At 69.0% G+C, this 23,046-nt stretch carries 18 protein-coding genes; 9 read left to right on the top strand and 9 right to left on the bottom strand.

The genetic code is table 11. The features are described 5' to 3' along the window. Positions 1-38: 38 nt before the first annotated feature. The 3 genes from DIZ26_RS32575 to DIZ26_RS32565 all read right to left on the bottom strand — a co-directional run bounded on the left by DIZ26_RS32575 (position 39) and on the right by DIZ26_RS32565 (position 6,240). Complete coding sequence (locus DIZ26_RS32575) at positions 39-2,960, bottom strand: helix-turn-helix transcriptional regulator (RefSeq protein WP_112248396.1); 2,922 nt, start codon at positions 2,958-2,960, stop codon at positions 39-41. 137 nt (positions 2,961-3,097) lie between these two features. Then, a complete protein-coding gene (locus DIZ26_RS32570; RefSeq protein ID WP_112248395.1) occupies positions 3,098-3,310 on the bottom strand; it encodes a hypothetical protein in 213 nt (70 codons plus the stop codon). Further along, complete coding sequence (locus DIZ26_RS32565) at positions 3,307-6,240, bottom strand: type 2 lanthipeptide synthetase LanM family protein (protein WP_112248394.1); 2,934 nt, start codon at positions 6,238-6,240, stop codon at positions 3,307-3,309. The genes DIZ26_RS32570 and DIZ26_RS32565 overlap by 4 nt, the downstream gene beginning before the upstream one ends. Before the next feature lie 439 nt (positions 6,241-6,679). On the opposite strand from DIZ26_RS32565, the gene DIZ26_RS32560 reads away from it, so the two are divergent. Both DIZ26_RS32560 and DIZ26_RS32555 read left to right on the top strand, forming a co-directional pair. Next, entirely contained in the window at positions 6,680-7,762 is a 1,083-nt protein-coding gene (locus tag DIZ26_RS32560) for an MsnO8 family LLM class oxidoreductase (RefSeq protein ID WP_112248393.1), read from the top strand. A gap of 67 nt (positions 7,763-7,829) precedes the next feature. Further along, positions 7,830-9,290, top strand: coding sequence for an NAD-dependent succinate-semialdehyde dehydrogenase (locus DIZ26_RS32555; RefSeq protein WP_112248392.1), 1,461 nt, complete (start codon positions 7,830-7,832; stop codon positions 9,288-9,290). Between the two features lie 3 nt (positions 9,291-9,293). On the opposite strand, the gene DIZ26_RS32550 is transcribed toward DIZ26_RS32555, so the two are convergent. Then, on the bottom strand, positions 9,294-9,881 hold the full coding sequence (locus DIZ26_RS32550; RefSeq protein ID WP_112248391.1) for a TetR/AcrR family transcriptional regulator: 588 nt from the start codon (positions 9,879-9,881) through the stop codon (positions 9,294-9,296). Between the two features lie 66 nt (positions 9,882-9,947). Between DIZ26_RS32550 and DIZ26_RS32545 the strand changes: the two genes are divergently transcribed. From DIZ26_RS32545 to DIZ26_RS32520, 6 genes are all read left to right on the top strand, one after another. Then, positions 9,948-10,502, top strand: a complete 555-nt coding sequence (locus DIZ26_RS32545; protein WP_112248390.1) for a GNAT family N-acetyltransferase — start codon at positions 9,948-9,950, stop codon at positions 10,500-10,502. A gap of 267 nt (positions 10,503-10,769) precedes the next feature. Beyond that, positions 10,770-11,426: a polysaccharide deacetylase family protein gene (locus DIZ26_RS32540; RefSeq protein WP_232828762.1), complete on the top strand. Its 657-nt coding sequence runs from the start codon at positions 10,770-10,772 to the stop codon at positions 11,424-11,426. A 49-nt stretch (positions 11,427-11,475) separates the two neighbouring features. Beyond that, positions 11,476-12,837, top strand: a complete 1,362-nt coding sequence (locus DIZ26_RS32535; protein WP_112248728.1) for an APC family permease — start codon at positions 11,476-11,478, stop codon at positions 12,835-12,837. Then, the gene (locus DIZ26_RS32530) at positions 12,834-13,253 is read left to right on the top strand and encodes a hypothetical protein (RefSeq protein ID WP_232828761.1); all 420 of its coding nucleotides are present in this window, start codon (positions 12,834-12,836) and stop codon (positions 13,251-13,253) included. Before DIZ26_RS32535 ends, DIZ26_RS32530 begins: the two co-directional genes overlap by 4 nt. Then, positions 13,253-14,473: a glutathionylspermidine synthase family protein gene (locus tag DIZ26_RS32525; RefSeq protein WP_112248388.1), complete on the top strand. Its 1,221-nt coding sequence runs from the start codon at positions 13,253-13,255 to the stop codon at positions 14,471-14,473. The genes DIZ26_RS32530 and DIZ26_RS32525 overlap by 1 nt, the downstream gene beginning before the upstream one ends. A gap of 38 nt (positions 14,474-14,511) precedes the next feature. After that, positions 14,512-16,038, top strand: a complete 1,527-nt coding sequence (locus DIZ26_RS32520; RefSeq protein WP_112248387.1) for a GntT/GntP/DsdX family permease — start codon at positions 14,512-14,514, stop codon at positions 16,036-16,038. Here the strand turns inward: DIZ26_RS32520 and DIZ26_RS32515 are convergent. From DIZ26_RS32515 to DIZ26_RS32490, 5 genes are all read right to left on the bottom strand, one after another. Next, positions 16,035-16,460 carry a sigma-70 family RNA polymerase sigma factor gene (locus DIZ26_RS32515; protein ID WP_112248386.1) on the bottom strand — a complete coding sequence of 142 codons (426 nt, stop codon included), beginning with the start codon at positions 16,458-16,460 and terminating at the stop codon, positions 16,035-16,037. The genes DIZ26_RS32520 and DIZ26_RS32515 overlap by 4 nt on opposite strands. 268 nt (positions 16,461-16,728) lie before the next feature. Next, complete coding sequence (locus DIZ26_RS32505) at positions 16,729-19,203, bottom strand: glycoside hydrolase family 2 protein (protein WP_232828760.1); 2,475 nt, start codon at positions 19,201-19,203, stop codon at positions 16,729-16,731. A gap of 48 nt (positions 19,204-19,251) precedes the next feature. Next, positions 19,252-19,854 (bottom strand): SGNH/GDSL hydrolase family protein, encoded by a 603-nt coding sequence (locus DIZ26_RS32500; RefSeq protein ID WP_112248384.1) that lies wholly within the window; start codon positions 19,852-19,854, stop codon positions 19,252-19,254. Beyond that, a complete protein-coding gene (locus tag DIZ26_RS32495) occupies positions 19,851-20,948 on the bottom strand; it encodes a Gfo/Idh/MocA family protein (protein WP_112248383.1) in 1,098 nt (365 codons plus the stop codon). Before DIZ26_RS32495 ends, DIZ26_RS32500 begins: the two co-directional genes overlap by 4 nt. After that, positions 20,945-21,691 carry a sugar phosphate isomerase/epimerase family protein gene (locus DIZ26_RS32490; protein ID WP_112248382.1) on the bottom strand — a complete coding sequence of 249 codons (747 nt, stop codon included), beginning with the start codon at positions 21,689-21,691 and terminating at the stop codon, positions 20,945-20,947. Before DIZ26_RS32490 ends, DIZ26_RS32495 begins: the two co-directional genes overlap by 4 nt. Before the next feature lie 330 nt (positions 21,692-22,021). On the opposite strand from DIZ26_RS32490, the gene DIZ26_RS32485 reads away from it, so the two are divergent. After that, the gene (locus DIZ26_RS32485; RefSeq protein WP_112248726.1) at positions 22,022-23,041 is read left to right on the top strand and encodes a LacI family DNA-binding transcriptional regulator; all 1,020 of its coding nucleotides are present in this window, start codon (positions 22,022-22,024) and stop codon (positions 23,039-23,041) included. Positions 23,042-23,046 lie beyond the last annotated feature (5 nt).

Here is a 23,046-nt window from a genome sequence, read left to right as displayed (position 1 = left end):
AGCACACTCCGGGCGCGAGTGGTTCGTTCCGGAAGGGCTCAGTCTTGCAGGACAGTACGGGCAAAACTGCTCAGCGCCTCGCGGTCGGGCTGCTGCGTCTTGGTCATCAGGCTGGCGACATGCTTCTCGACCGTCCGTGGCGAGATGTGCAGCCTCGACGCGATCGACTTGTTGCCGATCCGGTCGACCAGCAACCGGCAGACCTCGTACTCGCGGGTGGTGACTCCGAGCTGGCGCAGATTCGCCGGCACCTGGTCGGTGCCCGTACGCCGTTGCGAGACCGTCGCACCCAGTTGCCGCAACAGGCTCCGGCAGGCACTGGCCACCGGCTGCACGTTGGCGGTGTGGAAGTAGTCCTCGGCTTGCCGCAACCACGCGACCGGTTCGCCCCAGCCGTCGGCATGCGCCGGCTCGGCCACCATGCGCAGCCCGAGATGACGGGCCATCGGATAGAGCGACGACGTCTCCAGAGCCTCGGCCGCCATCGCGTTGGCCTCCTCGGGCCGTCCGTCGCGGCCCAGCAGCACTGCGTGTCCCCATTGGACGAACTGCCGGTTCCAGCGCATCTTGCTGCCGGCCGTCGCCGAGACCGCCTCGAAATGCGGCCAGCCGTTGCGCCCGGCGAGGACGCCCAGCAGCAACCCGAGTCCGTTCTTGCCGGCCATGTGGAACGTGGTGGGGTTCTGCGCGTCGTACGCGAGTGCCTGGGCCATGTCCGACTCGGCCAGCTCGCGGTTCTCCTCGAGCAGCGCGCAGAACGTCCGGGCCAGCCCGTACGACAGCGGCAGCTCGTGCGAGGCCCGTTCACCCCAGGTCGCCAGCTCGGCGAGGGTGGCCTCCATCTCGGCGCGCTTGCCCTGGTGACCGGCCAGCACAGCCTTCGTGACCAGCACGTACGGCGCGCCGCGGGTGAGCTTGAGTCGCTGGGTGACGGCCAGGCAGGCCTCGATCATCTCGGCGGCCTTCTCGTACTCCGAGCGCAGGATCGCCTGTTGGCCGAGGGCCCCGTCGACCTCGTACGCGCTGGGGATCGCGCCGATCCGCAGCGCCTGCTGCCGGGCATGCTCCAGTTCAGTGACGTCGCCGTCGGCCAGGCACATCGTGCCGGCCTGGAAGATGTGCGAGAGGTTCTGCTGGACGGCCAGGTTGTGCTCGGCGGCTACCTGCCGAGCTCGGCGGAAGTAGCCGATCGACTGGTCGAGGTCGTGCTCCCGCGACAGGATGCCGAGCAGTTGCCAGGCGTCGACGGCGACCTCCGGAAGGTCGGCCCGCTCCGCCGCCTCAGCGGCCCGGGTGGCCAGGTCGGCGGCCGACTTCAGCCGGCCCGGGCTCGTCTTGGCCAGTTCGAGGGCCGCGGCCATCGCGTCCAGAGGCGCCAGGTCGGCGTCGGCCGCGTCCGGTCCGAGCAAGGACCGCGCGACGGCCACATGGGTTGACGCGGACGACCAGCGGCCGGCGATGTGTTCGACGCCGGCGAGCCGGACATGCAAAGCCGCCACCTTGCGACTGTCCAGCCCGCGGTTGGCCAGTTGCTCGATCGCCTCTGCCGTGGCGGCCGGGTGCCCGAACTGCCCGGTCTCGCCGACCGCGAGCAGCAATGCCCCGAGTACGTCGGCGCGGTGAACCACATCGGAATCCTCGGCGAGCAGGGTGTTGGCGCGGTCCAGCAGGTTCACCGCGGATGCCATCGAGCCCTCGGCGAACGACCGCCGGCCGGTGACGGCGAACAACCGGCCGGCCCGGGCGACGTCACCGCCCGCCTCGGCGAGTTCGGCCACCATCGGGGCCCACTCGCCCGGCAGGCCGGGATGCAGCTCTTCGATCGCGTCCGCGCAGCGGCTGGCCAGAGCTGCTCGCTCGGTCGGGTTCAGGCCGGCCAGCAGGGCCTCGGCGGTCAGCGGATGCCGGAACGCGTACCAGTCCGGGACCGGCTCGTCCGGTCCGACCAGTTGGGCGGCCAGCCCGGCTCGCAGGGTCGCCAGGAGCTGCCGCTCGTCGACGCCGCTGGCATGCCGGACCACGCTGAGCGGAAAGCGGTGGCCGATCACCGCGGCCAGGACCAGGATCTCCCGCGACTGCGGTCCGAGCTGATCGGTCCGGTTGCCGATGCTGCGGACGACCGCCGCCGGAACCGACATCCGGAAGTCGTCGACCACCTGCACGGTGCCGTCTGTTGCCGAGAGCAACTGTCCGGACCGGCTGGCTTCCTGCAGTAGTTCCTCAACGATGAAAGGGATTCCGGCACTGTCGGCCCAGAGTCGCTCGACCAGCCGGTCGGGTACGCCGGTCGGTGCGACCTCGAGGCAATCGGCCGCGAGTTCGCGGACGTTCTGCCGGTCGAGCGGGTGCAGTTCGACGAGCGCCGCAGTACCGCGCTGAGCCGCGAGCTGAGCGAGCTCGGCCGCCGGCGTGCGGTCCGGTCGGAGGGTTGCTACGACGGCGATCGGCTGGTCCTGGAGGTTGTCGAGCAGGTACTCGATCACGGCCAGCGTCTCCGGGTCGGAGCCGTGCAGGTCCTCGAGCACGAGCAGGCAGCCCCGGTCCCGGCCGACCAGCTGGAGCAACCGCAGGATCGCCTCACCGAGGACGACAGCGGAGATCCCGCTCTCCGGTACGTCGCCGTCGTCCCAGTCGGGAACGAGGCGGCCGAGCACCCGGCGATACAGGCCGAGCCGCTCGGGGTCCGGCATCTCGCCGCGCCGGATCAGCGACAGCAAGGCCTCGGTGAACGGGCGGAAGGCGACCATCGTGCCGATCGCGCCGACCCGGCCGCGGAGCGTCGCCATGCCGTGGTCGAGGGCCAGCGTGGTGCCGACGGCGGCCAGCCGGCTCTTGCCGATGCCGGGCTCGCCGAGCAGGAAGACCGCACCCCCACGTCCGTCGCGAGCCTCGGCGAGCAGGTGGTCGAGCTGATCGATCTCCCCGTCTCTGCCGACCACTCTGGGCGCATGGGTCTGCATGGTTCCAAACTCTAGCTACGCTCCGGTTGGATCGCAGTGGGTTCGGCCGGTCGCCTTCGACCGGCCCGGCTGGCTCAAGCGCTTGTTCCAGCCGGGCCGGCGTCAGGCATCCCTGTGTTTTCCGGGTGGGGCAGGGATCAGTGCGGTGCGCTGATCGAGGTGAAGGTGCCGCAGTTCTCGGTGACCTCGACGACGCCGACGGCCAGTGCGCTGGCGGTGCCGACCAGCGCGAGGGCCCGCGCGCCGATCCGGCCGCGCTTCGGGAAGGTGATCGGGCCGATCGGGTCCGGCTCCTCGTCGACCGGCTGGGCGGCGACCTGGTCTTCGGGCTGGTTGTGCTGGGCGGTCATGCTGTTTCCCCTGTCGAATGGTGTTCTGTCCGGACCGGACGCTGTGATGGGCGCCGGAGACCGGTGGTGGGTTCTAGCAGCAGTACGGACGGAACCTGTCCGCCGAAACCGAGCCGGAGCAAGCCGTAGCCGATCCCGGCCAGCCCTGTCAGCAGGCCTGGCGAGGAGACGGCGCGCGGCGTACCGCAGTGCGGTCCGTACTGCTGTATTGCTGCGAGTACCAGCCCGGCCCGGCGGCGCCGGACCGCCTCTGTGGCCGGGTGCTCGCGATCGGTGAGCCACAACAGTGGCTCGACCGCGCCGAGCTCGCCATGACACAGACTCATGTCGGCGAGCACCGGACGTTCTTCGGCGGACCTCAGATAGGTGTCGAGGTCCGATCTCATACCAGTCACACCAGCGGACAGCCGGGCGAGGGTGGTGCCGGCTCCGCCCGCGCACCAGCCGGCATCGGCGGCCTGGTCGCGCTGATCAAGGTGGATGGAGGACAGGTCGATGGCAGCCCGCGCCGCGTCGGCGTACCGGCTGTCCTGTACTGCGTATTGGCCGAGCGCCCAGGCGATTCCCTCGTACCCGCGGGCGAACCCGTGGTCGGGTGCCTGCGCCCGGCGGTCCACTGCGGCGAGGAGTTCGTCGGCGTACCTGGCCGCGAGTCGTGCGGCTGCTGGTTGGCCGTGGATCGCCAGCATTGCGGCCAGCCCGCCTGCCGCGCCTTCGACGTAACCGGGGAACTGATCCGGTTCGGGGGTGAGTTGCTCGCTGAGTTCGAGTGACGAGCCGAGCCACTTGGTGACGTCGGAGTCCTTCAGCAGCGAGCTGAGCCGGTCGAGGCCGAAGCTGATCCCGCCGAGGCCGTGCAGGCCGGGCCCGACGATCTGTGCGGCCTCCGGCGCGGCCGCCAGCGAGTCCAGCAGCAACGGGATCGGGCGGATCGCGTCCCTGGCCAGGTCGGTGTACTTCTCCGCGCCGGTGAGCGCGCCGATCTGGGCCAGGAAGAGCGCCGTACCGGTGAAGCCGTTCGACAGGCCCGCGCCCATCGGCATCACGGCCCAGTGGTGGTCGTCGAGCAGTTCGAGGCTCAGCCAGTTCGCCTCGCCGTTGCTGCCGAGGACCTGGGCCATGATCTCGTCGGCGATGTCGGTGGCGGCCGCGAGCAGTCGCTCGGGATCGGCTTCCGCCGCACCGACGGCCGGCCTGCTCGCCGTACTGGTGTGTACGACCGGTTCCGGCCGGGTGGCCAGGCAGGCGGAGATGAGCCATTGCTGGCGGTGCTGGTCGACCTCGCTCATTGCCGCGATCTTGGCCTCGACCACGTCAAGTCCCTTGTGGGCAAGAAGGTCCGGCACCCGGCTGCCGTCCGCGGCCCAGACATCTGTGCTGTCCGGTCGGGCGGTGAAGAGCGGGACGTCGCCTGCCCACAGGTCGGCCAGCTCGTACGGCACCAGCCGGTGCAACGAGGGATCCGCATCCCAGAGGAGATCGAGCAGCTGGCTGCGGCCGTCGGCATCGCGGAGCGCGTCCGGGTGGGTCGCCTCGTCCAGCAAGGTCACGTAGGTCTGGGTAGGGCGGGCGACGTACCGGATCTCGTCGGCCGCGCACCCGGCCAGCATCCCGTCCGGGCCGAGCAGTTCGTGACGGTGCCAGGCAATCGCCTCATACGCGGCCCGGAACCCGGTCAGAAGAGCGATCTCGTAGTCCCGCGGCTCCATGTCGACGCCGTGCAACCGGGGCCGGTTGCGGCCACCAGAGGTGGTGGCAGGACGCCGTACGAGGTGCATGGTGTCCAGTCCGGCGTCGGCCCAGTCGACCTTGCTGATCGGCGACACCTCACCGACGTCGCCGCCGAGTCCCGAGATGTCCGCGACGCCGTGTTCGCCGGTGAACAGCAGGGGGAGCAGAGCCGTGCGGTAGACAGAGCTGCGCAGTGCCGAGTGAGCAGGATCCTGGCCCAGTACGCCGTTGCCCTGCTGGCTCGGGTGGAAGAGCGTCTCCACGTCGACGAACACCGGCTGGTCGCCCGCGGCGATCAGGTTCTCGTAGTGCATGTCGGTGCCGTCCAGCACGTACAGCAGGGTCAGCAAGGCGCCCTGGCGGTGGTAGAAGCGTCGTACTTCGGCGAGGTCGCTGCAGGGCTCGTGCTCGATGAACCCGAGCCAGCCGTACCCCGGGCGGCACAGCACCGGAACGGTTCGCAGCCCAAGGCCGGTCTTGCCGTTGAGCCAGCCGACCAGCTGGTTGAAGTGCTCGTGCAGTTCCAACGGCCGCGGTTTGTAGATCACCTTCCGGCCGTCTGCGAAGGTCAGGGTCGCCGTCGACCGTCCCCCGCGGTGCGGATCGCCACCAGGCAGCACGCTGCTCAGAGCGCCGGGGTCCACGCCCGCCAGCAACTCGGTGACCACCAGCTCGCGGTCCTCGGCGAGGCGGGCCAGCAGTTCGAGGTGACCCTCGACAGCCTGTCGGCACGCCTCGCCCAGGACCCGGGCCAGCACCGGGTATGCGGCCAGGAATTCCGCCAGCTCGCTCCCTCCCGCGAGCCGGTGGGTGAAGTTCAGGAATCGCTCGGCCGGTGTCTGCCCGGCCAGCTCGTTGCGGCTCCGGGCCCGCGCCAGCTCCAGCACCAGGGTGCGAGCGGCCGACCGGACCAGCCGGTCTCCGAGTTGTTGCAGGAACTGCTCGGCGACGACCCCGGTCTGTCCGGCCGAGGCCAGGTCCTGCCGGGCCGATTCGAGCAACGGTGCCAGGCAGCCGAGCAACGCCTGCCGCCAGTCGTCCCCGACCGGCCTGCGCTCGAAGGACAAGGTCGTACTGCGTTCCACGTACGCCGCCCAGGCAGGCATCTGCCGGCCTGGTTCGTGCGGGCCCACCCCAGCGGTCCACCAGGGCTTCGCCTGGTCGGCGCCGAGCGTCGGCGTGGTCGCGGAGTTGAGCACGGGCTCAGGGTGCCATCGGCTGCTGGGTGCTGCCATGGGTACCGAGCCCCCATATTCGTCGGCCGGCGGCGAGGCCGAGTGGGTAGTGCTGCCGCACCGCGGGATGGCGACTGGGGGTTGACCACCCCGCGGCAGCAGCGCCTGGCCGATCGAACCTCTGGTGGAAGGTCAGGCCGGACCAGGAACTCCGGTACTACGGGCAACCGTCGGACGGCCCCCGCTGCTCTGCGTTCTCGACGTTGGCCTCCTTCGGTTGCGTTTCTAGGGATGGATGTGACCGAACGCCGTGAACGATGCCTGAGTGCCCACGGGCCGGGCAAGACCTTCGGACCCCCAAATTCGGGCCTGCTGGGCGCACCGTTCACCTACGTGCGGGCGAGGCGGAACATGGGGGCTGATCACCCATGTGCGCCGGCTGATCAGCTGCGACGGTGGCTAGGTGTTCAGCCCTGTCACACCCGGTCTCCCGGTCTCTGCGCACTCGGTCCTCGACGTGGTGCCGCAGATGGCCGGGCAGTCTGCCGCGGCCGCGCTGCGGGAGACGGTCGAGGTCGCCCAGGCGGCGGACGATCTCGGCTACCGGCGCTTCTGGCTGGCGGAGCAGCACGGTGTGCGCGGTATCGGCAGCGCGGCTCCGGCCGTGCTCGCCGCGGTACTGGCGGCACGTACCGATCGCATCCGGCTGGGCTCAGGCGCGGTGATGCTGGCGAACCACCAGCCGCTCGTGATCGCCGAGGAGTTCGCGGCACTCGCAGCGGCGTACCCCGGCCGGATCGACCTGGGAGTCGGCAAGGCTCCGGTGGCGGCCGCGCCGACCACAGCTGCCGCGCTCGGCCGGACCGACGTGGGCTGGGACGCGTTCCCGCAGCGACTGGACGAGCTCTGCGGCTTCCTGCGCGACGGTCTTCCCGGCCGTGCTCCGGTGGGAGATGTCCGGCTTGCGCTCGCCGGGTTGCCGCCACCGGTGTTCGTACTGGCCGGCACGCCCCACGAGGCCCAGGTGGCCGCAGTACGAGGGCTGCCTGTCTTCCTTGCTCACCACACGACCTCACAGACCACGCTCGCCGCGGCAGCGGCGTACCGGGAGTTCTTCGAGGCGACTGGACCCACGGGCAAGCCGTATCTCGCAGTCACGGTCGGGATCGTCGCGGCCGACACGGACGAGGAGGCGGTGATCCGGCTCGCGGAGTACGTCCGGGTGAAGCTCCGGCTCAACGCGGCGTCGTCGAGGGCTACTCCGGCGGAGCTGCTGGAGATACTGAGGTCTCCGTTGACCACTCGCGAGCGACACCGGGCAGAGCGGCTGCTGGACGATCCCGGCCACATCATCGGGTCCCGTGCCACGGTTGCCTCGGAGCTGGCTTCGCTGGCCGCCAGTACCGGGGCGGACGAGATCATGCTGGTTCCGCTCGCCTACGACGGGCTGGTCCGATCCGCCATTCTGCGGACCACTGCAGCTGGGCTGTCCCGCACAGTGCGGACCGTCCCGCGCTCCACACCTCACTTCGTCGCCACTGCCTGATTCCTGCTTTGCGGCGGCCTACTGTGGGTACGGCCGACTAGTAGGCAGCCGTGGAGAGGCAGAGCAGATGTCGCGAGAGCAGGAAGTCATCGAAGCGTGTCCCACCGACCTGTTCATCGGGGGCAAGTGGCAGGCCGCCGAGAGCGGTAGGACCCTGGCGGTCGAGGACCCGGCCACCGGAGAGACGCTCTGCTCGGTGGCCGACGCCAGTCCGGCGGACGGCCTGGCCGCATTGGACGCGGCTGTCGCCGCCCAGGCCGAGTGGGCCGCGACCCCGCCTCGCGACCGCGGCGAGATCCTGCGGCGCTCGTTCGAGCTGATGACGGCCCGCGCCGACGAGTTGGCGCTGCTGATGACGCTGGAGATGGGCAAGCCGGTCGCCGAGTCGAAGGGCGAGATCGCGTACGCCGCGGAGTTCTTCCGCTGGTTCTCCGAGGAGGCCGTCCGGATCGACGGCGGTTACCAGATCGCCCCGAACGGCAAGGGCCGCTTCGTCGTACTCCGGCAGCCGGTCGGCCCGTGTCTGCTGATCACCCCGTGGAACTTCCCGGCGGCGATGGGCGCCCGCAAGATCGGCCCGGCGGTCGCGGCCGGCTGCACGATGGTGATCAAGCCGGCCGCGCAGACGCCGCTGTCGATGCTGAAGCTGGCCGAGCTGATGACCGAGGCCGGGTTGCCGGCCGGCGTACTGAACGTGGTCACCACCAGCGACTCCGGCGGGGTGATGGAGCCGCTGATCAAGGACGGCCGCGCCCGCAAGCTGTCCTTCACCGGGTCGACGCCGGTCGGCAAGAAGCTGATCGAGCAGTCCGCCGACCAGGTACTGCGCACCAGCATGGAGCTCGGCGGGAACGCACCGCTGATCGTGTTCGAGGACGCGGATCTGGACAAGGCGGTCGAGGGCACGATGCTGGCGAAGATGCGCAACGGCGGTGAAGCCTGTACGGCGGCCAACCGGATCTATGTGCACTCGTCGGTGATCGACGCGTTCGGCGCGAAGCTGACCGAGCGGATGAAGGCGTTGAAGGTCGGCCGCGGGACCGGTGACGGCGTCGACGTCGGCCCGCTGATCGACGCGAAGCAGCGCGACAAGGTGGCCGAACTGGTGGACGACGCGGTGTCCCAGGGCGCCGACGTACTGCTCGGCGGGTCGGTTGCCGAGGGCAACGGGTACTTCTACCCGCCGACGGTGCTGGCCGGCGTACCGGCGAGTGCCCGGCTGCAGAAGGAGGAGATCTTCGGGCCGGTCGCACCGCTGACCGCCTTCGACGACGAGGACGAGGCGATCCGGATGGCCAACGACACCGAGTTCGGCCTGGTGTCGTACCTGTTCACCAAGGATCTCAGCCGGGCGCTGCGGGTGTCGGAAGCGTTGGAGAGCGGCATGGTCGGCCTCAACCAGGGCATCGTCTCCAACCCGGCGGCCCCCTTCGGCGGCGTCAAGCAGTCCGGTCTGGGCCGAGAAGGCGGCACCGTCGGCATCGACGAATACCTCGACGTGAAATACATCGCCGTCGCCCTCGACTGAAGCTCAACCCTGAGGGCTCAGTGCCGCGAGATGGGCGTCGAGCAACGCTGTGAGCCGTTTGTGGGAGAACGCTCGTGGGTCGAAGAGCGCCTGTACTACGAGGCCGTGGGTGAACGCGGCGAGCCCTGCCACGAGGTCGTCCGGATCGCCTGGTGGTAGGTCGCCGTCGTCCTGCGCGTCGATGACGAGCGGCTTCAGCCGGGCCCGCCAGCGTTTGTAGCGAGCTTTCTCGAGTGCGTGGAGCTCGGCGTCTGCCAAGGCGGCGTCCCACGAGCTGACCCAGACCCGGTTGATGTCCGTGGCTTCGGGTGTCAGCGGGAGGGCCGCGGCCAGGGCGGACCGCAGCGCCTCCAGTCCCCGCCCTTCGTACTCCGGAACGAGTGCCCTGGTGTGCGTCTCGGCCAACTCCAACGCGTGCACGATCAGCGCCTGCTTGGAGGGGAAGTAGTGCGTCACCAGTCCGGTGGTCGCACCCAGTTCGGCCGCCACCGCGCGCAGGGTGAGCCCGCCGAAGCCGGCCTCGGCGAGTACCCGCCAGACCGCGGCCGACACGTCGCGCCGCCTGGCCTCGTGATCGGTTCTTGCCGGCATCGCCGTCACCTCCTTGCGGGCTATAGTACGTACCTAACGTTTGTTATGTACTCCGGGAGGCCACTCATGTTCACGCTCGAACTCACCGACGACGCCGACCTCCGCCCGCTCGAGCCGTGGCAGGCCGCTGAGTTCCTGGCGCACGTGGACAAGGCCCGGAAGAACATCGAGCCGTACATCTCGTGGGCCGACCTCGTCGTCGACGAGGACGGAGCCAGGTCCTTCCTGCAGCGGTACGCCGATCGCCAGGCGGCCGGCGAGGGCCGGATCTACGGCATCTGGCTGGCCGGCGAGCTCGTCGGCGGACTGCTGTTCCGGACCTTCGAGGTGGCCTGGGGCAGCTGCGAGATCGGGGTCTGGCTGTCGGCCGAGGCGGAAGGCCGTGGGTTGGTCACCCGGGCCACGCAGCAGCTGATCGACTGGGCGATCGGCGTCCGCGGGATGAACCGGGTGGAATGGCGCTGCGTACCGGGCAACGAGCGCAGCGGCGCCGTCGCCAAGCGGCTCGGGATGACTCTCGAGGGCACCCTGCGGCAGGCCTTCCCCTACCGCGGGGAGATCCATGACGTGCAGATCTGGGCTCTCGTGCGCGACGAGTGGGAGCGCCGGTCGTGGTCCTGAGCAGGGGCATACTGGGGGATCGTGATTGGCCATCGGGGGATCAGGATCGCGGCACTGGTCGCGACGGCGTGCGTAGTACTGACCGGTTGCGGGGGTTCACCGACCGCGACACCCACGCCGGACCGGACCTTTCCTGCCAGCACTAGGCCTACGCCGCTTAGCAGCCCTGTTCCTACGCCACCTGCTTCTAGTACGCCTAGTACGCCTAGTACGCCCAGTACGCCCAGCGTCAGGCCGGGGGAGTCGCACGGGGGTCTGCTGCCGGTCGTGCAGCACGGGCCGCGGAACAAGCGGCGGATCGCGCTCACCTTCGACGCCGATCTCACCGCGCTGATGCGCACCCGACTCCAGCGCGGCAAGGTCAAGTCGTACTACAACGAGGCCCTGATCAACGAGCTCCGCGCGATGAAGGTCCCCGCGACGCTGTTCCTGACGGGGATGTGGATGGAGCAGTACCCCGACCGCACCCGCGAACTGGCGGCGGACCCGCTGTTCGAGCTCGGCACGCACACCTACGACCACCGTGGGTTCACCAAGCACTGCTACACGCTCGGCACGGTCCCGGCCGCCGACATGCTCACCGACGTACGCCGTGCCGTCGAGATCCTGGACAAGCTGGATGCGCACGCGACCAGGTGGTTCCGCTTCCCGGGCGGTTGCTACGACGGCACCGCGCTGCACGAACTCGCCCCCGCCGGCGTCACCGCGGTCGGCCTGGACGTGCCCGGCGCCGACGGGTTCGCGAAGTCGCCGCGACCGATCATCAAGCAGGTCCTCTCGCACGTCCAGGACGGCTCGATCGTCGTGCTGCACATGCACGGCGGCGACAACGCACCCTTCACGGACGAGGCGATCCCCGAGATCGTCCGCACCCTCCGCGCCCGCGGCTACACCCTCGTCACCGTCACCCAGCTGATGTCCTGATCGGCGGGTTGGTCAGTGTTGGCGGTCGGGCATGGCAGTCTGGGGGACCATGACGACGATCCCCGACTCGCGCTCGCGGGGCCGGAGTCTGCGCAAGGGCGCGCTCGGCCTCCGGGCCTCCACCGCGATCGGGATGTCGTCGACCGCGCCGGCGTACTCGCTCGCTGTGTCCGTCGGGCTGCTCGCCTCGACGGTCGGAGCGGCCACTCCACAGGTCCTCGCCGTCAGCGCGATCCCGGTGATTCTGATGGCGCTCTGCTTCCGCGAACTGAACGCGGCCGAGCCGGACTGCGGTACGACGTTCCGCTGGACCGAGAAGGCGTTCGGCCGCGGGATCGGCCGGTTGGTCGGCTGGACCACTGTGATGGCCTGCGTCCTGGTGATGGGGAACCTGGCCCAGGTCGCCTCCGTCTACACGTACGTGTTGTTCGGGCTCGACGGTGCTGCTGACTCGCGACTGGCTCAGGCCGGCCTCGGTGCGGTGTTCATCATCGGCATGGCCGTCCTCGCGTACCGCGGCATCCGGATCGCCGCGTGGACCCAGCTACTGCTGCTCGGCATCGAACTGCTCGCGCTGCTGTGGTTCGCCGTCAACGCCTTCTGGGTGGCGGATTCGTTCAGCATTCCCCCCGCCTCGAGCACGAGCGAGGTCAGCTGGTCGACCGGCCTGCTGATCGCGGTGTTCCTCTACTGGGGCTGGGACTCGTCCTTCAGCGTCAACGAGGAGACGCGCGACCCACGCCGTACGCCGGCTGTCGCTGCCCTCGCCGCCAACGTGATCCTGGTCGTCCTGTACGTCGTCGTTGCCTGGTCGGCGATCGCGTACGCCGGAACCGATGCGCTCGCGGACGTCTCCGACGGCGACTTCTTCTCGGTCCTGGCCGGTGACCTGCTCGGCACGGCCGGCGGCAAGCTGCTGCTCATCGCGGTTCTGGCCTCGGCACTCGCCTCGACGCAGACCACGATCCTGCCGACCGCGCGGACGATGCTGTCGATGGCCCGCCGGGACGCGTTCCCCGGGCAGTTCGCCCGGATCTCGGGACGCTTCCAGACACCGAGCGTCGCCACCTGGGTGTTCGCCGGAGTGAGCCTGCTGATCTATGTGGTGCTGGTGCTCACCTCGGACGCGGTACTGGCCGACTCGGTCGGTGCGGTGTCCATCCTCGTCTCCCTCTACTACCTGGCGACCGCGCTCGCAGTACCGGTCTATTTCAGTGGTGAGATCCGCGGCCGGGTGCTGCAGCGTGTGGTCGTTCCGCTGCTGGCGACGGCCGGGTTCGTCACCGTTCTGGTGCTCGCGGTCGCCAACGCGGCCACGGGTTCGCTGGTTGTGGTGGGTGTGACGATGGTGGTGGGCGCGATCATCATGTATTCGATGAAGCCGCCCGCCGAGGGGGAGGTGCGGTCGTGACGGAACCACGGCGACGGATGCGAAGTGCCGGGATCACGCTCGGCCTGACCGCCCTGGTCGCGGCTTCGCTGACCGGTTGCTCCAGCGACGACCAGCCCGACTACGCCGCGATCTGCGTCGATCCGCAGACGCAGGAGCGAACGGACGACGCCAACTGCAAGGACAACCGCGAGTACCACGGGTCGGGCGCGGGCTTCTTCTGGTTCTACATGGCCACTCGTGGTGGCGGCCTGGTGCCGCCGATCGGCGGTCGCTTCAACACCGCGCAGGGCACCTACACGACCCCGACCACGCGGCCGGGCGGTGGCGGGTCGCCGACGATCAAGCGTGGCGGGCTGGACACCAAGGGCGGCGACATCGGCAAGATCACCCGCGGTGGCTTCGGCAAGGCGGGCAAGGGAGGCTCTGGCGGCTGATGTGGCGGCACTCGATCCGGCCACGCCCCGGCTGGAAGGACAAGGTCGTCGAGCAGGGCCTGGTGTTCCCGATGACGGACATGCCCGACGGCAGCGAACGCCCCTACTGGAACGAGAGCGCCTGGTACGAGGTGACGATGGACGAGGTGCTGCACCTCGAGCGTGTCACCGAGGAGCTGTACGAGATGTGCAAGCACGCCGCCTCGGTGATGGTGACCAGGTTCAGTGATGCTCAGCTCGGCCTGGCGTCCGGGACGCTGTCGCTGGTGGAGCAGTCGCTGAGGCGCCAGGACCTGTCGGTGTACGCGCGGTTCGACCTGGCCTGGTCCGGGGTCGAACCGAAGATGCTGGAGATCAACGGCGACACCCCGACCGGGCTGCTGGAGTCCGCGGTGATCCAGTGGAACTGGCTCGAGGACGTGTTCCCCGACGCCGACCAGTGGAACTCGGTGCACGATCGCCTGGTCAAGTGGTGGAGCGAACGGCGTACCGAGGGAGCCTTCCCGGGCAACGAGGCGCACTTCTTCAACTCGGCGGCGGAGACGACCGGCGAGGAGGCGATGACGGTCGCCTATCTGCGCGACACCGCGGCGATGGCGGGGCTGGCGACGTACGGGCACGAGATCGAGGATCTGGGCTGGGAGTCGACGCAGCGCGCCTTCGTGGACTGGGGCGGGCGGAAGATCCGGACCGCGTTCAAGCTGTACCCGTGGGAGGACATGCTCGACGACGAGTTCGGCAAATACATCCTGGCCGGGGTCGAACGCGAGCCCGTGCAGTGGATAGAGCCGATCTGGAAGACGATGCTCTCGACCAAGGCGATCCTCCCGGTGCTGTGGGAGCTGTACCCCGACCACCCGAACCTGTTGCCCGCGTACTTCGGGTCACCGGGCGACCTGCTCGAATGGGTCGCCAAGCCGCTGCACGGCCGCGAGGGCAGCAACATCCGGATCCACACCATCACCGACCCGGAGGACCACATCCAGTCGGGCCCGTACGACACGGACACGATGGTCTACCAGGAGTGGCACCCGCTGCCGTCGTACGAGGGGAACCGAGCCGTGATCGGCAGTTGGGTCGTCGACGGGGTCGCCGCCGGGATGATGGTGCGCGAATCGGACGGGCCGGTCACCGACTACTACGCCCGCTTCGTCCCGCACGCGATCGGCACCGAGGCGCGCCCGGACGAGGAAACGATCCGATCCTGGTTGAACGAGTAGCTTGAGGGGCACCCCAGAAGTAGGAAAGGCGGTGTCCCATGAAGCTTGTTCAGCTGGCCATGGCCGGGGATGTGAATGCGCCCTGGAACGGGCATGACACCAGGGTCCTGATCGTCGCGGTGATCGGGATCGCGCTGATCGTCGCGTTGATCGTGGCGCTCAAGTTGCACGCGTTCCTCGCGCTGACGATCGGCGCGCTGTTCGTCGGGCTGGCCTCGGGGATCGCGGCCGGCGGGGTGACCAAGTCGTACGAGAACGGGGTCGGCGGTGTCCTCGGGTACGTCGGGGTGCTGATCGCGCTCGGGGCGATGCTCGGCAAGCTGCTCGCGGACTCCGGCGGCGCCGACAAGGTGGTGGACACGCTGCTGCGCGGCCGGCCCGCCACGCTGCCCTGGAAGATGGCGCTGATCGCCGGGATCATCGGCATCCCGATGTTCTTCGAGATCGGGCTGGTGCTGCTGATCCCGATCGTGATGCTGGCCGTACGCCGGTCCGGTGGCAAGGCGATGCTGCTGGGGATTCCGGCGCTTGCGGGTCTGTCGGTGCTGCACGGGTTCGTGCCGCCGCACCCGGGGCCGCTGGCGGCGATCGGCATCCTGCACGGGAATGTGGGCATCACGCTGGCGCTCGGTCTGCTGGTCGCGATTCCGTCGGTTGCCGTGGCTGGGCCCGTCTTCGCGCGCTTTGCTGCGCAGTGGGTGCCGATCGGCGCGTCCGGCGCGGCTCTTGCGGTGACCAGCGGGACTCGCAGCGGTGGCGTTGGCGTCGGGGGTAGTGGTTCGGCGGGAGTGTCTCGCGTCCAGGACGGGCCGGTCCGGGGTCCCGGAGCGGCTGACGGTCTGGAGGAGGTTTCGGGCGCCGAGGAGGCCGGTACTGCGCAGGATCCGACGGCGACTCGGAGCCCGAGTTTTGCTTGGACGCTCATCACCGTGCTGTCACCGGTGGTGCTGATGCTGCTCAAGGCCGCCGCTGACGTCTGGATGAGCAAGGACGCGGCGCTCTACCCGTTCCTGGCGTTCATCGGCGACCCGGTCGTGGCGCTGCTGATCGCCGTCCTGCTCGCGATGTACACCTTCGGTACGGCGGTCGGTTTCACGGTCTCGGTGCTGAGCAAGAAGATCGGCGAGAGCCTCTTCCCGATCGTCGGCGTGCTGCTCATCGTCGGCGCCGGCGGCGGCTTCAAGCAGGTCCTCGTCGACGGCGGAACCGGTACGGCAATCGCCAAGATCGCCGTCGCCGCAAGCCTGTCCGCGTTGGTGCTCGGCTGGATCGTCGCGGTCCTGATTCGCCTGGCCACCGGCTCGGCCACCGTCGCCACCGTCACGGCCGCCGGCATCGTGGCGCCGTTGGCGGCCGGCCTGAACGACACCAACGTCGCCCTGGTCGTCCTGGCCATCGGCGCCGGCTCCCTCTTCTTCTCCCACGTCAACGACGCCGGCTTCTGGCTGGTCAAGGAGTACTTCGGCCTCACCGTAGGCGAAACCATCAAAACCTGGTCCGTAATGGAAACCATCATCTCCATCATGGGCCTGGCCCTGACCCTCCTCCTGTCCCTGATCTTCTAGGCGACTTGGCGGGGCATCTTCACCCGGGGAACGGCCTTCCTCGTCTTCGGGTGATCGTTGGCGAGCTGCGACACCCGGCCTGGCGACACCTCGAGAATCGTCGCGGTGTCGCGGACCGAAAGGCCATCTCCGCGGAGTTTCCGCACCACTTGGCGCATGTCGTCGGCAGCCCGGTCGACCGCGGCCTGGGCGTCCAGCATCCGCTGACGTACCGCGGTCGCTTCGGCCTCGATGCCACCAAGATCGGGCCGGACGTCGACGGTGTAGTCCTCAGGCTCCCCGCCGAGCTCGGTGGCGAGATAGTCACGCGCCATCCGGTCGGCATCCGCAAGCGGCTGGCACTGGGTCACCCCGACCCCGGCGACATGCAACTCCCAGCCCTGCGCCCACCGCCGAGCCGTCACCTCGTAGGTCTTCGTCACTTCAACCACCCTTCCGGCAAGCACGGCAGTCGCTGAACAGTTTGACGGACCAACCCTGGTGAGATGGTGGTCGTCTGGGTGAGCACGACCCGGTGACTCTCACCGCACCCACAGGTCCAGACCTCGTGATCACCTTTACCCTGTCGCACCACACAGCCGTTCTTCCGCAGCGCTGCCGCCAGTACGCGATACTTCGCCGCCTTCACCATGCAGCGTAATTTACCCCGGCTAAAATCTCAATGTATAGCCGGGGTAAAACGCACCGTTGTCAGTGTCCGACCAAGTCGTTCGCGGAGCGTAGGAGCGGGCTGGCGACGGTGTCCGGGGTGGTGGTTGTGTTGGTTACGTGGAAGGTGTGGGTGGTGCCGGGGGTGAGGGTGATCAGGCAGGAGTCGACTCGGGATGCGGGGTCGAGGCGGTCTGGGAAGAGGGCTAGGTCTTTGGTTAGGGCCGTGGCGGTGACCGTTACGTCGTAGCCGTCGGGGGTGGTGGTTACCTCGGTGGTGTACGGGGCGGCGCGGAGTTGAAGAGCCGTGTCCTCGACGAAGTACCAGTACGTCGTGCTGCCGTCGGCGGCGCGGACTTCGACGTACTCCGAGGTGGGGTCGCCGGGGGTGGCGATCGACGCCGGGAGTGCGTTGAGGGTGTTGGAGCGGGCCGGGACCTCGAGGGCGAAGGTTTCGCTGGCGTGGATCGTGTCGTCGAGGGTGCTTCGGCGGGTGACGGCGACCTCGGTGCTCCAGGCAACGTCCGTGTCGTTGTGGGCGGCAACTACCAGGCCGGCTTCGCGTGGCTGAACGGTGAGCAGGCGATCGGCGTACGCGCGGCGCAGGGCGAACCACAGTGGTTTGCGGATGCCGTGGCCGTCGACGGCGGCCCAGGAGACGACCGGCCAGTTGTCGTTCAGCTGCCAGACGATCGCGCCGGTGTTCAACGGGAACAGGCTGCGGAAGTGTTCGATGCCGAAGGCAATGGCCCGCGCCTGGTTCAGCTGCGTGGTCCAGTGCCAGTCGTCGATCCCGTCCCACTTGGGCAGGTGGTCGCCGAGGCCGCGCTCGAGTTTGAGGTTGCCCTCGAACGCCTTCTGATGCACCAGCATCTGTTCGCCGTACGGGTCGAGCGGTTCGTCGTGCACCACGGAGGTGAGCGTCGACCAGGCAGGCGGTCCCTGGAAACCGAACTCGGAGACGAACCGCGGCTTGTACTTGCGGTACGTCGAGTAGTCCACCTGGTTCCAGACATCCCAGATGTGCATCGTGCCGTTGCGCTCATCGTTCGGGTGGATGTAGCGGTCGTACGAGAACGGGCTACCAGGCGAGTACGGCGTCCGCGGGTCGAGCTCGGCCACGATTCCCGGCAGCAGGTCGAAGTAGTACTTCTCGCCCCAGGGCCGGCCGGCCAGCGGGGCGCGCCAGCCCCACTCGACGTACCCCCAGATGTTCTCGTTGTTGCCGTTCCACAGGGCGAGGCTCGCGTGCCGGCTCAACCGGGTGACCGCTTGACGCGCCTCGGCCTCGACCTCACTCCACAGCGGCTCGTCCTCGGAGTACGCCGCGCAGGCGAAGAGGAAGTCCTGCCACACCAGGACGCCGAGTTCGTCGCAGACGTCGTAGAAGTCCTCGCTCTCGTAGATCCCACCGCCCCAGACGCGCAGCAGGTTCATGTTCGCGTCGACTGCGTCCTGAATGCTCTTCTCGTACGTCGAACGGTTCAGCCGGGTGACGAAGGCGTCGTCCGGAATCCAGTTCGCCCCGCGCACGTACACCGGCTTGCCGTTCACCGACAGGACAAAAGGCCCACCGTGCTCGTCCGGCGCCACGTCCATCGTGACCGTACGGAACCCGACCCGCCCGCCCCACTCGTCCGAAGCCGCCCCGGCCCCGAGTGACACCTGTACGTCGTACAGCGGCTGCTCGCCGTACCCGCGCGGCCACCACCGCTCCACCGCGTCGATCGTCGAGGTGACGCCGACCTCGGCGGTCCCCGCGGGCACCGTCATCTCGGTGATCGTGCCGCCCACCTCGACGGTGACGGTCGCGTCGTCGCCGGCCCCGTCCGCCCACGCCAGCGCGACCTTGGTGTCCAGTACGCCGTGGTCGCGGTCCAGCCCGGCGAGCGGCCGGACCGAGTCGATCCGTACTCCGCTCCACGACTCGATCCGCAGCGGTCGCCAGATCCCGGCGGCCGCCACGTCGATCCCCCAGTCCCAGCCGAAGTTGCTCGCCATCTTGCGGATCGCGTTGTAGGGATGGAGATTCGTGTGCGGCCACATCCCGGACTCGTCCCGCAGCCGGTTGGCCGTCACGACCGGCGACGCGAACTCGATGACGAGTTCGTTGCGCTCGGCAACGAGCAGGCCGGTGACCGGGAACCGGTAGGACCTGTGCTGGTTGCAGGTCCGGCCGAGTTCGGTGCCGTTCAGGGTGATCCGGGCGGCGGTGTCGAGGCCGTCGGCAACGAGTTCCTGGACCGCGTGCTCGTCGGCCTCCCAGTCGAACACGGTCCGGTAGCTCCAGCCGGTCTTCCCGATCCAGGCGAGTTCGGCTTCGTTGTCGCCGTCGAACGGGTCCGGGATCACGCCGGCCGCGAGCAGGTCGGTATGCACCTCGCCCGGCACGGTCGCCGGTACCGGCGCCGCGAGCGGCGCGCTGTGCCGGTCCGGTACCGGACCGTCGACCGCCCGCACGGTCCAGGCGGCACCGCCGTCGGTGGTCAACGGAACGGTGCGCAGCGTAGAAGTCACAGGTCGAATCGCTTTCGGAAAGAAGGAGGAGCTGAACCGGTTCAGGGTTCAGTTGACGGTACGGCGCCAGACGTCGGCCAGCAGCCGGTGGCCGGCGGCCGTCGGGTGGACACCGTCGTAGGCGAGCGTGGTCGCGCCGACGGTCAGGGCCTGCCGGTTGAACTCGACGTCGGCCGGGACCAGCAGCGCGTCGTACTCCGCCGCGAGCCGCCTGACCACCTCGATCTTGGGATCCAGGTCTTCGCGCCAACCGCGCTGCTCGGGTTTCACCGCCACCATGAACGGCTCGACCAGGACCAGCTTGGCGGTCAGCGGTTCCAGCAACTCGCGGTACGACGCCTCGAACTCCTCGGTCGAGGTCGGATCGCCCTTGTCGTAGCGGCGCCAGGTGTCGTTGATGCCGACCAGCACCGACACCAGGTCGGCCTGGTGGGCGAGGACATCGTCCTGCCACCGCGCGACCAGGTCGACCGCGCGGTTGCCGCTGATGCCGACATTGACGATCCGCGGCCGGCTCGCCTCGAGGTCGTCGTACAGGTTGCGGACGTAGCCGTTGCCCAAGCCCGCCGGGTCGTCCCGGCGGCCGCAGTCCGTGACGGAGTCCCCGGCGAACACAACGGTTCGCCGGGGGTCCAGGAAGCCGTCGCTCATAGGGTGGCGGCGTGCACGTCCCAGTCGTCCGGCAGGACGGCAGGGACCTCGACGGTGCTGGTCACATCGACGAACGCGCCGGTCTCGATCGACTCGGTGATGGAGGCCATCACGTCGACGACGTGGAACGCCAGCGCCCCGGTGGCCCGGTGCGGCCGGTCTTCCCGGATCGCCCGGGCCATTTCCAGCACGCCGGAGCCACGCTCGGCGCTCGCCTCGGTGGTGACCAGGGTCTCCCAGTCGTCCGCGTCCCGGCGGCGGATCTTGATCTCGCCGTCGAACCGGTTCGGGTCGGGCACGGCCAGGGTCGCGTCGGAGCCGGTGATCTCCACGAACCCGGCACGCTGCAGCGGCGAGTCGAAGCTGAAGATGCTCTGCGACGACTGTCCCGACTCGAACCGGGCGATGGCGCTGACATGCGTCGGCACCGTCACGTCGAACTCGGTGCCCTGCAGCGGGCCCGATCCGATCGTGCGCTTCTCCCGCGACTTCGAGCCCAGCCCGGCCACGGCCGCGACCGGGCCGAACAGCTGGACCAGGGTGGTCAGGTAGTACGGGCCGATGTCCCACAGCGGGCCGGCGCCTTCCTGGAACAGGAAGGCCGGGTTCGGGTGCCAGGATTCCGGACCGGGCGACTGCATCAGGGTGAGCGCGGTCAGCGGCCGGCCGATGTCGCCGCGCTCGATGATCCGCCGCGACTCCTGCAGGCCCGGACCCAGAATGGTGTCCGGTGCGCAACCGAGCCGGAGTCCCGCGTCCTGAGCGGTCGCGAGCAGCTTGAGTCCGCTCTCCTGGTCGAGCGAGAACGGCTTCTCGCTCCACACATGCTTGCCTGCGGCAACTGCTGCCAGCGCCACCTCGACGTGGGCGATCGGGATGGTCAGGTTGACCACGATCTCCACGTCCGGGTGACCGAGGACCGCCTCGGGACCACCGTGGGTCTCGATCCCGAACTCCTCGGCCTTCGCCTTGGCCGCTTCCGGCCGCAGGTCGCCGATCGCCAGCACCTTGAGGTCGGGAAAACTCTGCATGCTCTTCAGATAGGCGTCGGAGATGACTCCGGCGCCGATCACACCTACACCGACAGCACTCATGCAACGTCCTCCCCGGTCAGGTAGCTGAAGCTGCCCGCCACCGCGTCGAAGATCTCGCCCTCGAAGTCGTCGAGCTCGACCACGCGCAGCGTGCCCGGCGACGCCTTGAGGATGTCGGTCACCGCGATGCTGCCGGCGCCGACCGCCACCTGGGCCTTGTTGTTCAGGGTGCCGTCGCCGTCCTTGACGTGCAGCGCCTTGACTCGGTCACCCAGGCGTCCGAGCAGAGCCGGTACGTCGGCGCCGCCGACCGCGGCCCAGTAGGTGTCGACCTCGAGGATGACCTCGTCGGACAGGTTCTCGGCCAGGATCTCCAGGCCGTGCACGCCGTCGATCACCGACTCCAGCTCGAAGTGGTGGTTGTGGTACCCGACGGTGATGCCGTGCTCGGCGGCCTCGGCGGCCGCCTTGTTCAGACCCTCGGCCGTCGCCTTGATGTCGTCGGCCGACTGCCAGCGCGCCGGGTCGACGAACGGGTCGATCACCGTGCTGATGCCGAGCCGCTTGGCGGCCTCGAAGATCGGGCCCGAGTCCTCCTTCAGCAGTCCCGCATGGGTCGTGGGTGCCGACAGTCCGTACTTGGGCAGCGCCTCGGCCAGCTTGTCGGCCATCCCGACCACGCCGAAGGGCTCGACCTGCCGGTACCCGATCTCCGCGATCCGGGCCAGCGTGGCGTCGAAGTCCTCCTCCAGCTTGTAGCGGACCGTGTAGAGCTGGAGGGACAGGTTGTCCACTGCGACCATGTTTTCTCTCCTCGTCGCCGAAGCACCGACCGCTGCCCTTGGCGGCCTCCGACCATTTTGCCGAACCGGTTAAGTAACGCGTTGAGCCTATCCCAGCATCCCCCCGCCCGACCACCCTCAATCCCACCGGCCGAACTCCGTCCGCCGATGACAGCAAGCGCTTGCCCGCCTTCGCTTACTCTGTGTGGCAGCGCAGGAATTTTGGTGGGCGATGTTGCGGAGAGTGATGGCAAGCGCTTACCTAGAGACGATCAGTAGGCGGCGGCCGCACAATGGGTGCCTGCCGAACCGCCCGTCACGGTTCGGACCGCCCGTTCGAAGGAGGCCATCGTGCCCCGAATCACGATCAAGGAGATCGCCCGACGGGCCGGCGTCTCCAAAGGCGCGGTCTCGTACGCGCTGAACAACCAGCCGGGGGTCTCCGAGGCCACCCGGGCTCGCGTGCTGAAGGTCGCCGCCGAACTGGAGTGGGTCCCGAACCGGGCCGCCCGCCAGCTCTCGGCCGCGCGCTCGGAGACCTTCGGCCTGGTCCTGGCCCGGACGGCCAAGACCCTCAGTGAGGAACCGTTCTACATGGGCTTCGTCGGGGGTGTGGAGTCCGTGCTGAGTGAGAAGTCGTACGCGCTCGCCCTGCAGGTCGTCCCGGACCTGGCCGCCGAGATGGCGACGTACCGGAAGTGGGCCGCGGAACGCCGGGTGGACGGCGTGATCGTGGTGGATCTCCGCGTCGACGATCCACGGATCCCGTTGCTGCGCAAGCTGGACCTACCTGCCGTACTGGTCGGGCATCCGGCGCTGGCCGACGGGCTGACGTGTGTCTGGACCGACGGCACCGCCGCGATGAACGCTGCGGTCGAGCACGTCGCCCGGCTCGGGCACCAGTCGATCGCGCGGGTCGCCGGACCGCCCGAGCACGGGCATGTGTGGATCCGGGACCAGGCGTTCGCGGCGATCACCCGTGAGCTCGGCCTCGATGCGCAAGTGGTCCACACGGACTTCTCCGGTGAGGAAGGGGCCGCCGCGACCCGCCAGCTGATGGCGACCCCCGATCGGCCGACCGCGCTCATCTACGACAACGACCTGATGGCCGTGGCCGGCCTGTCGGCGATCACCGGGCTCGGGATGAGCTCGCCCCGCGACGTCACGCTGATCGCCTGGGACGACTCGGCGTTGTGCCGGCTGACGCATCCCACACTGACGGCGATGAGCCACAACATCGTTGCCTACGGCGCCGAAGTCACACACCGTCTCTTCGGTCTCCTGGACGGGGCACCACACCAGGCGCACCTCTACTCCACCCCTGTCCTCACCGTCCGCCAAAGCTCCGGCCCACCCCCACGCCCCAGCTGATTCCC

The organism is Kribbella monticola (assembly GCF_003261635.1).
Taxonomy (GTDB): domain Bacteria; phylum Actinomycetota; class Actinomycetes; order Propionibacteriales; family Kribbellaceae; genus Kribbella; species Kribbella monticola.
This window is presented reverse-complemented; position numbering and strand designations above follow the sequence as displayed.

Excerpts from the sequence above, each read along its gene's own strand:
- DIZ26_RS32550 (WP_112248391.1), bottom strand. The coding sequence starts at position 9,881 with ATGCCGGCAAGAACCGATCACGAGGCCAGGCGGCGCGACGTGTCGGCC.
- DIZ26_RS32545 (WP_112248390.1), top strand. The coding sequence starts at position 9,948 with ATGTTCACGCTCGAACTCACCGACGACGCCGACCTCCGCCCGCTCGAG.
- DIZ26_RS32500 (WP_112248384.1), bottom strand. The coding sequence starts at position 19,854 with ATGAGCGACGGCTTCCTGGACCCCCGGCGAACCGTTGTGTTCGCCGGG.
- DIZ26_RS32490 (WP_112248382.1), bottom strand. The coding sequence starts at position 21,691 with ATGGTCGCAGTGGACAACCTGTCCCTCCAGCTCTACACGGTCCGCTAC.
- DIZ26_RS32525 (WP_112248388.1), top strand. The coding sequence starts at position 13,253 with ATGTGGCGGCACTCGATCCGGCCACGCCCCGGCTGGAAGGACAAGGTC.
- DIZ26_RS32570 (WP_112248395.1), bottom strand. The coding sequence starts at position 3,310 with ATGACCGCCCAGCACAACCAGCCCGAAGACCAGGTCGCCGCCCAGCCG.
- DIZ26_RS32535 (WP_112248728.1), top strand. The coding sequence starts at position 11,476 with ATGACGACGATCCCCGACTCGCGCTCGCGGGGCCGGAGTCTGCGCAAG.
- DIZ26_RS32575 (WP_112248396.1), bottom strand. The coding sequence starts at position 2,960 with ATGCAGACCCATGCGCCCAGAGTGGTCGGCAGAGACGGGGAGATCGAT.
- DIZ26_RS32520 (WP_112248387.1), top strand. The coding sequence starts at position 14,512 with ATGAAGCTTGTTCAGCTGGCCATGGCCGGGGATGTGAATGCGCCCTGG.
- DIZ26_RS32555 (WP_112248392.1), top strand. The coding sequence starts at position 7,830 with ATGTCGCGAGAGCAGGAAGTCATCGAAGCGTGTCCCACCGACCTGTTC.
- DIZ26_RS32495 (WP_112248383.1), bottom strand. The coding sequence starts at position 20,948 with ATGAGTGCTGTCGGTGTAGGTGTGATCGGCGCCGGAGTCATCTCCGAC.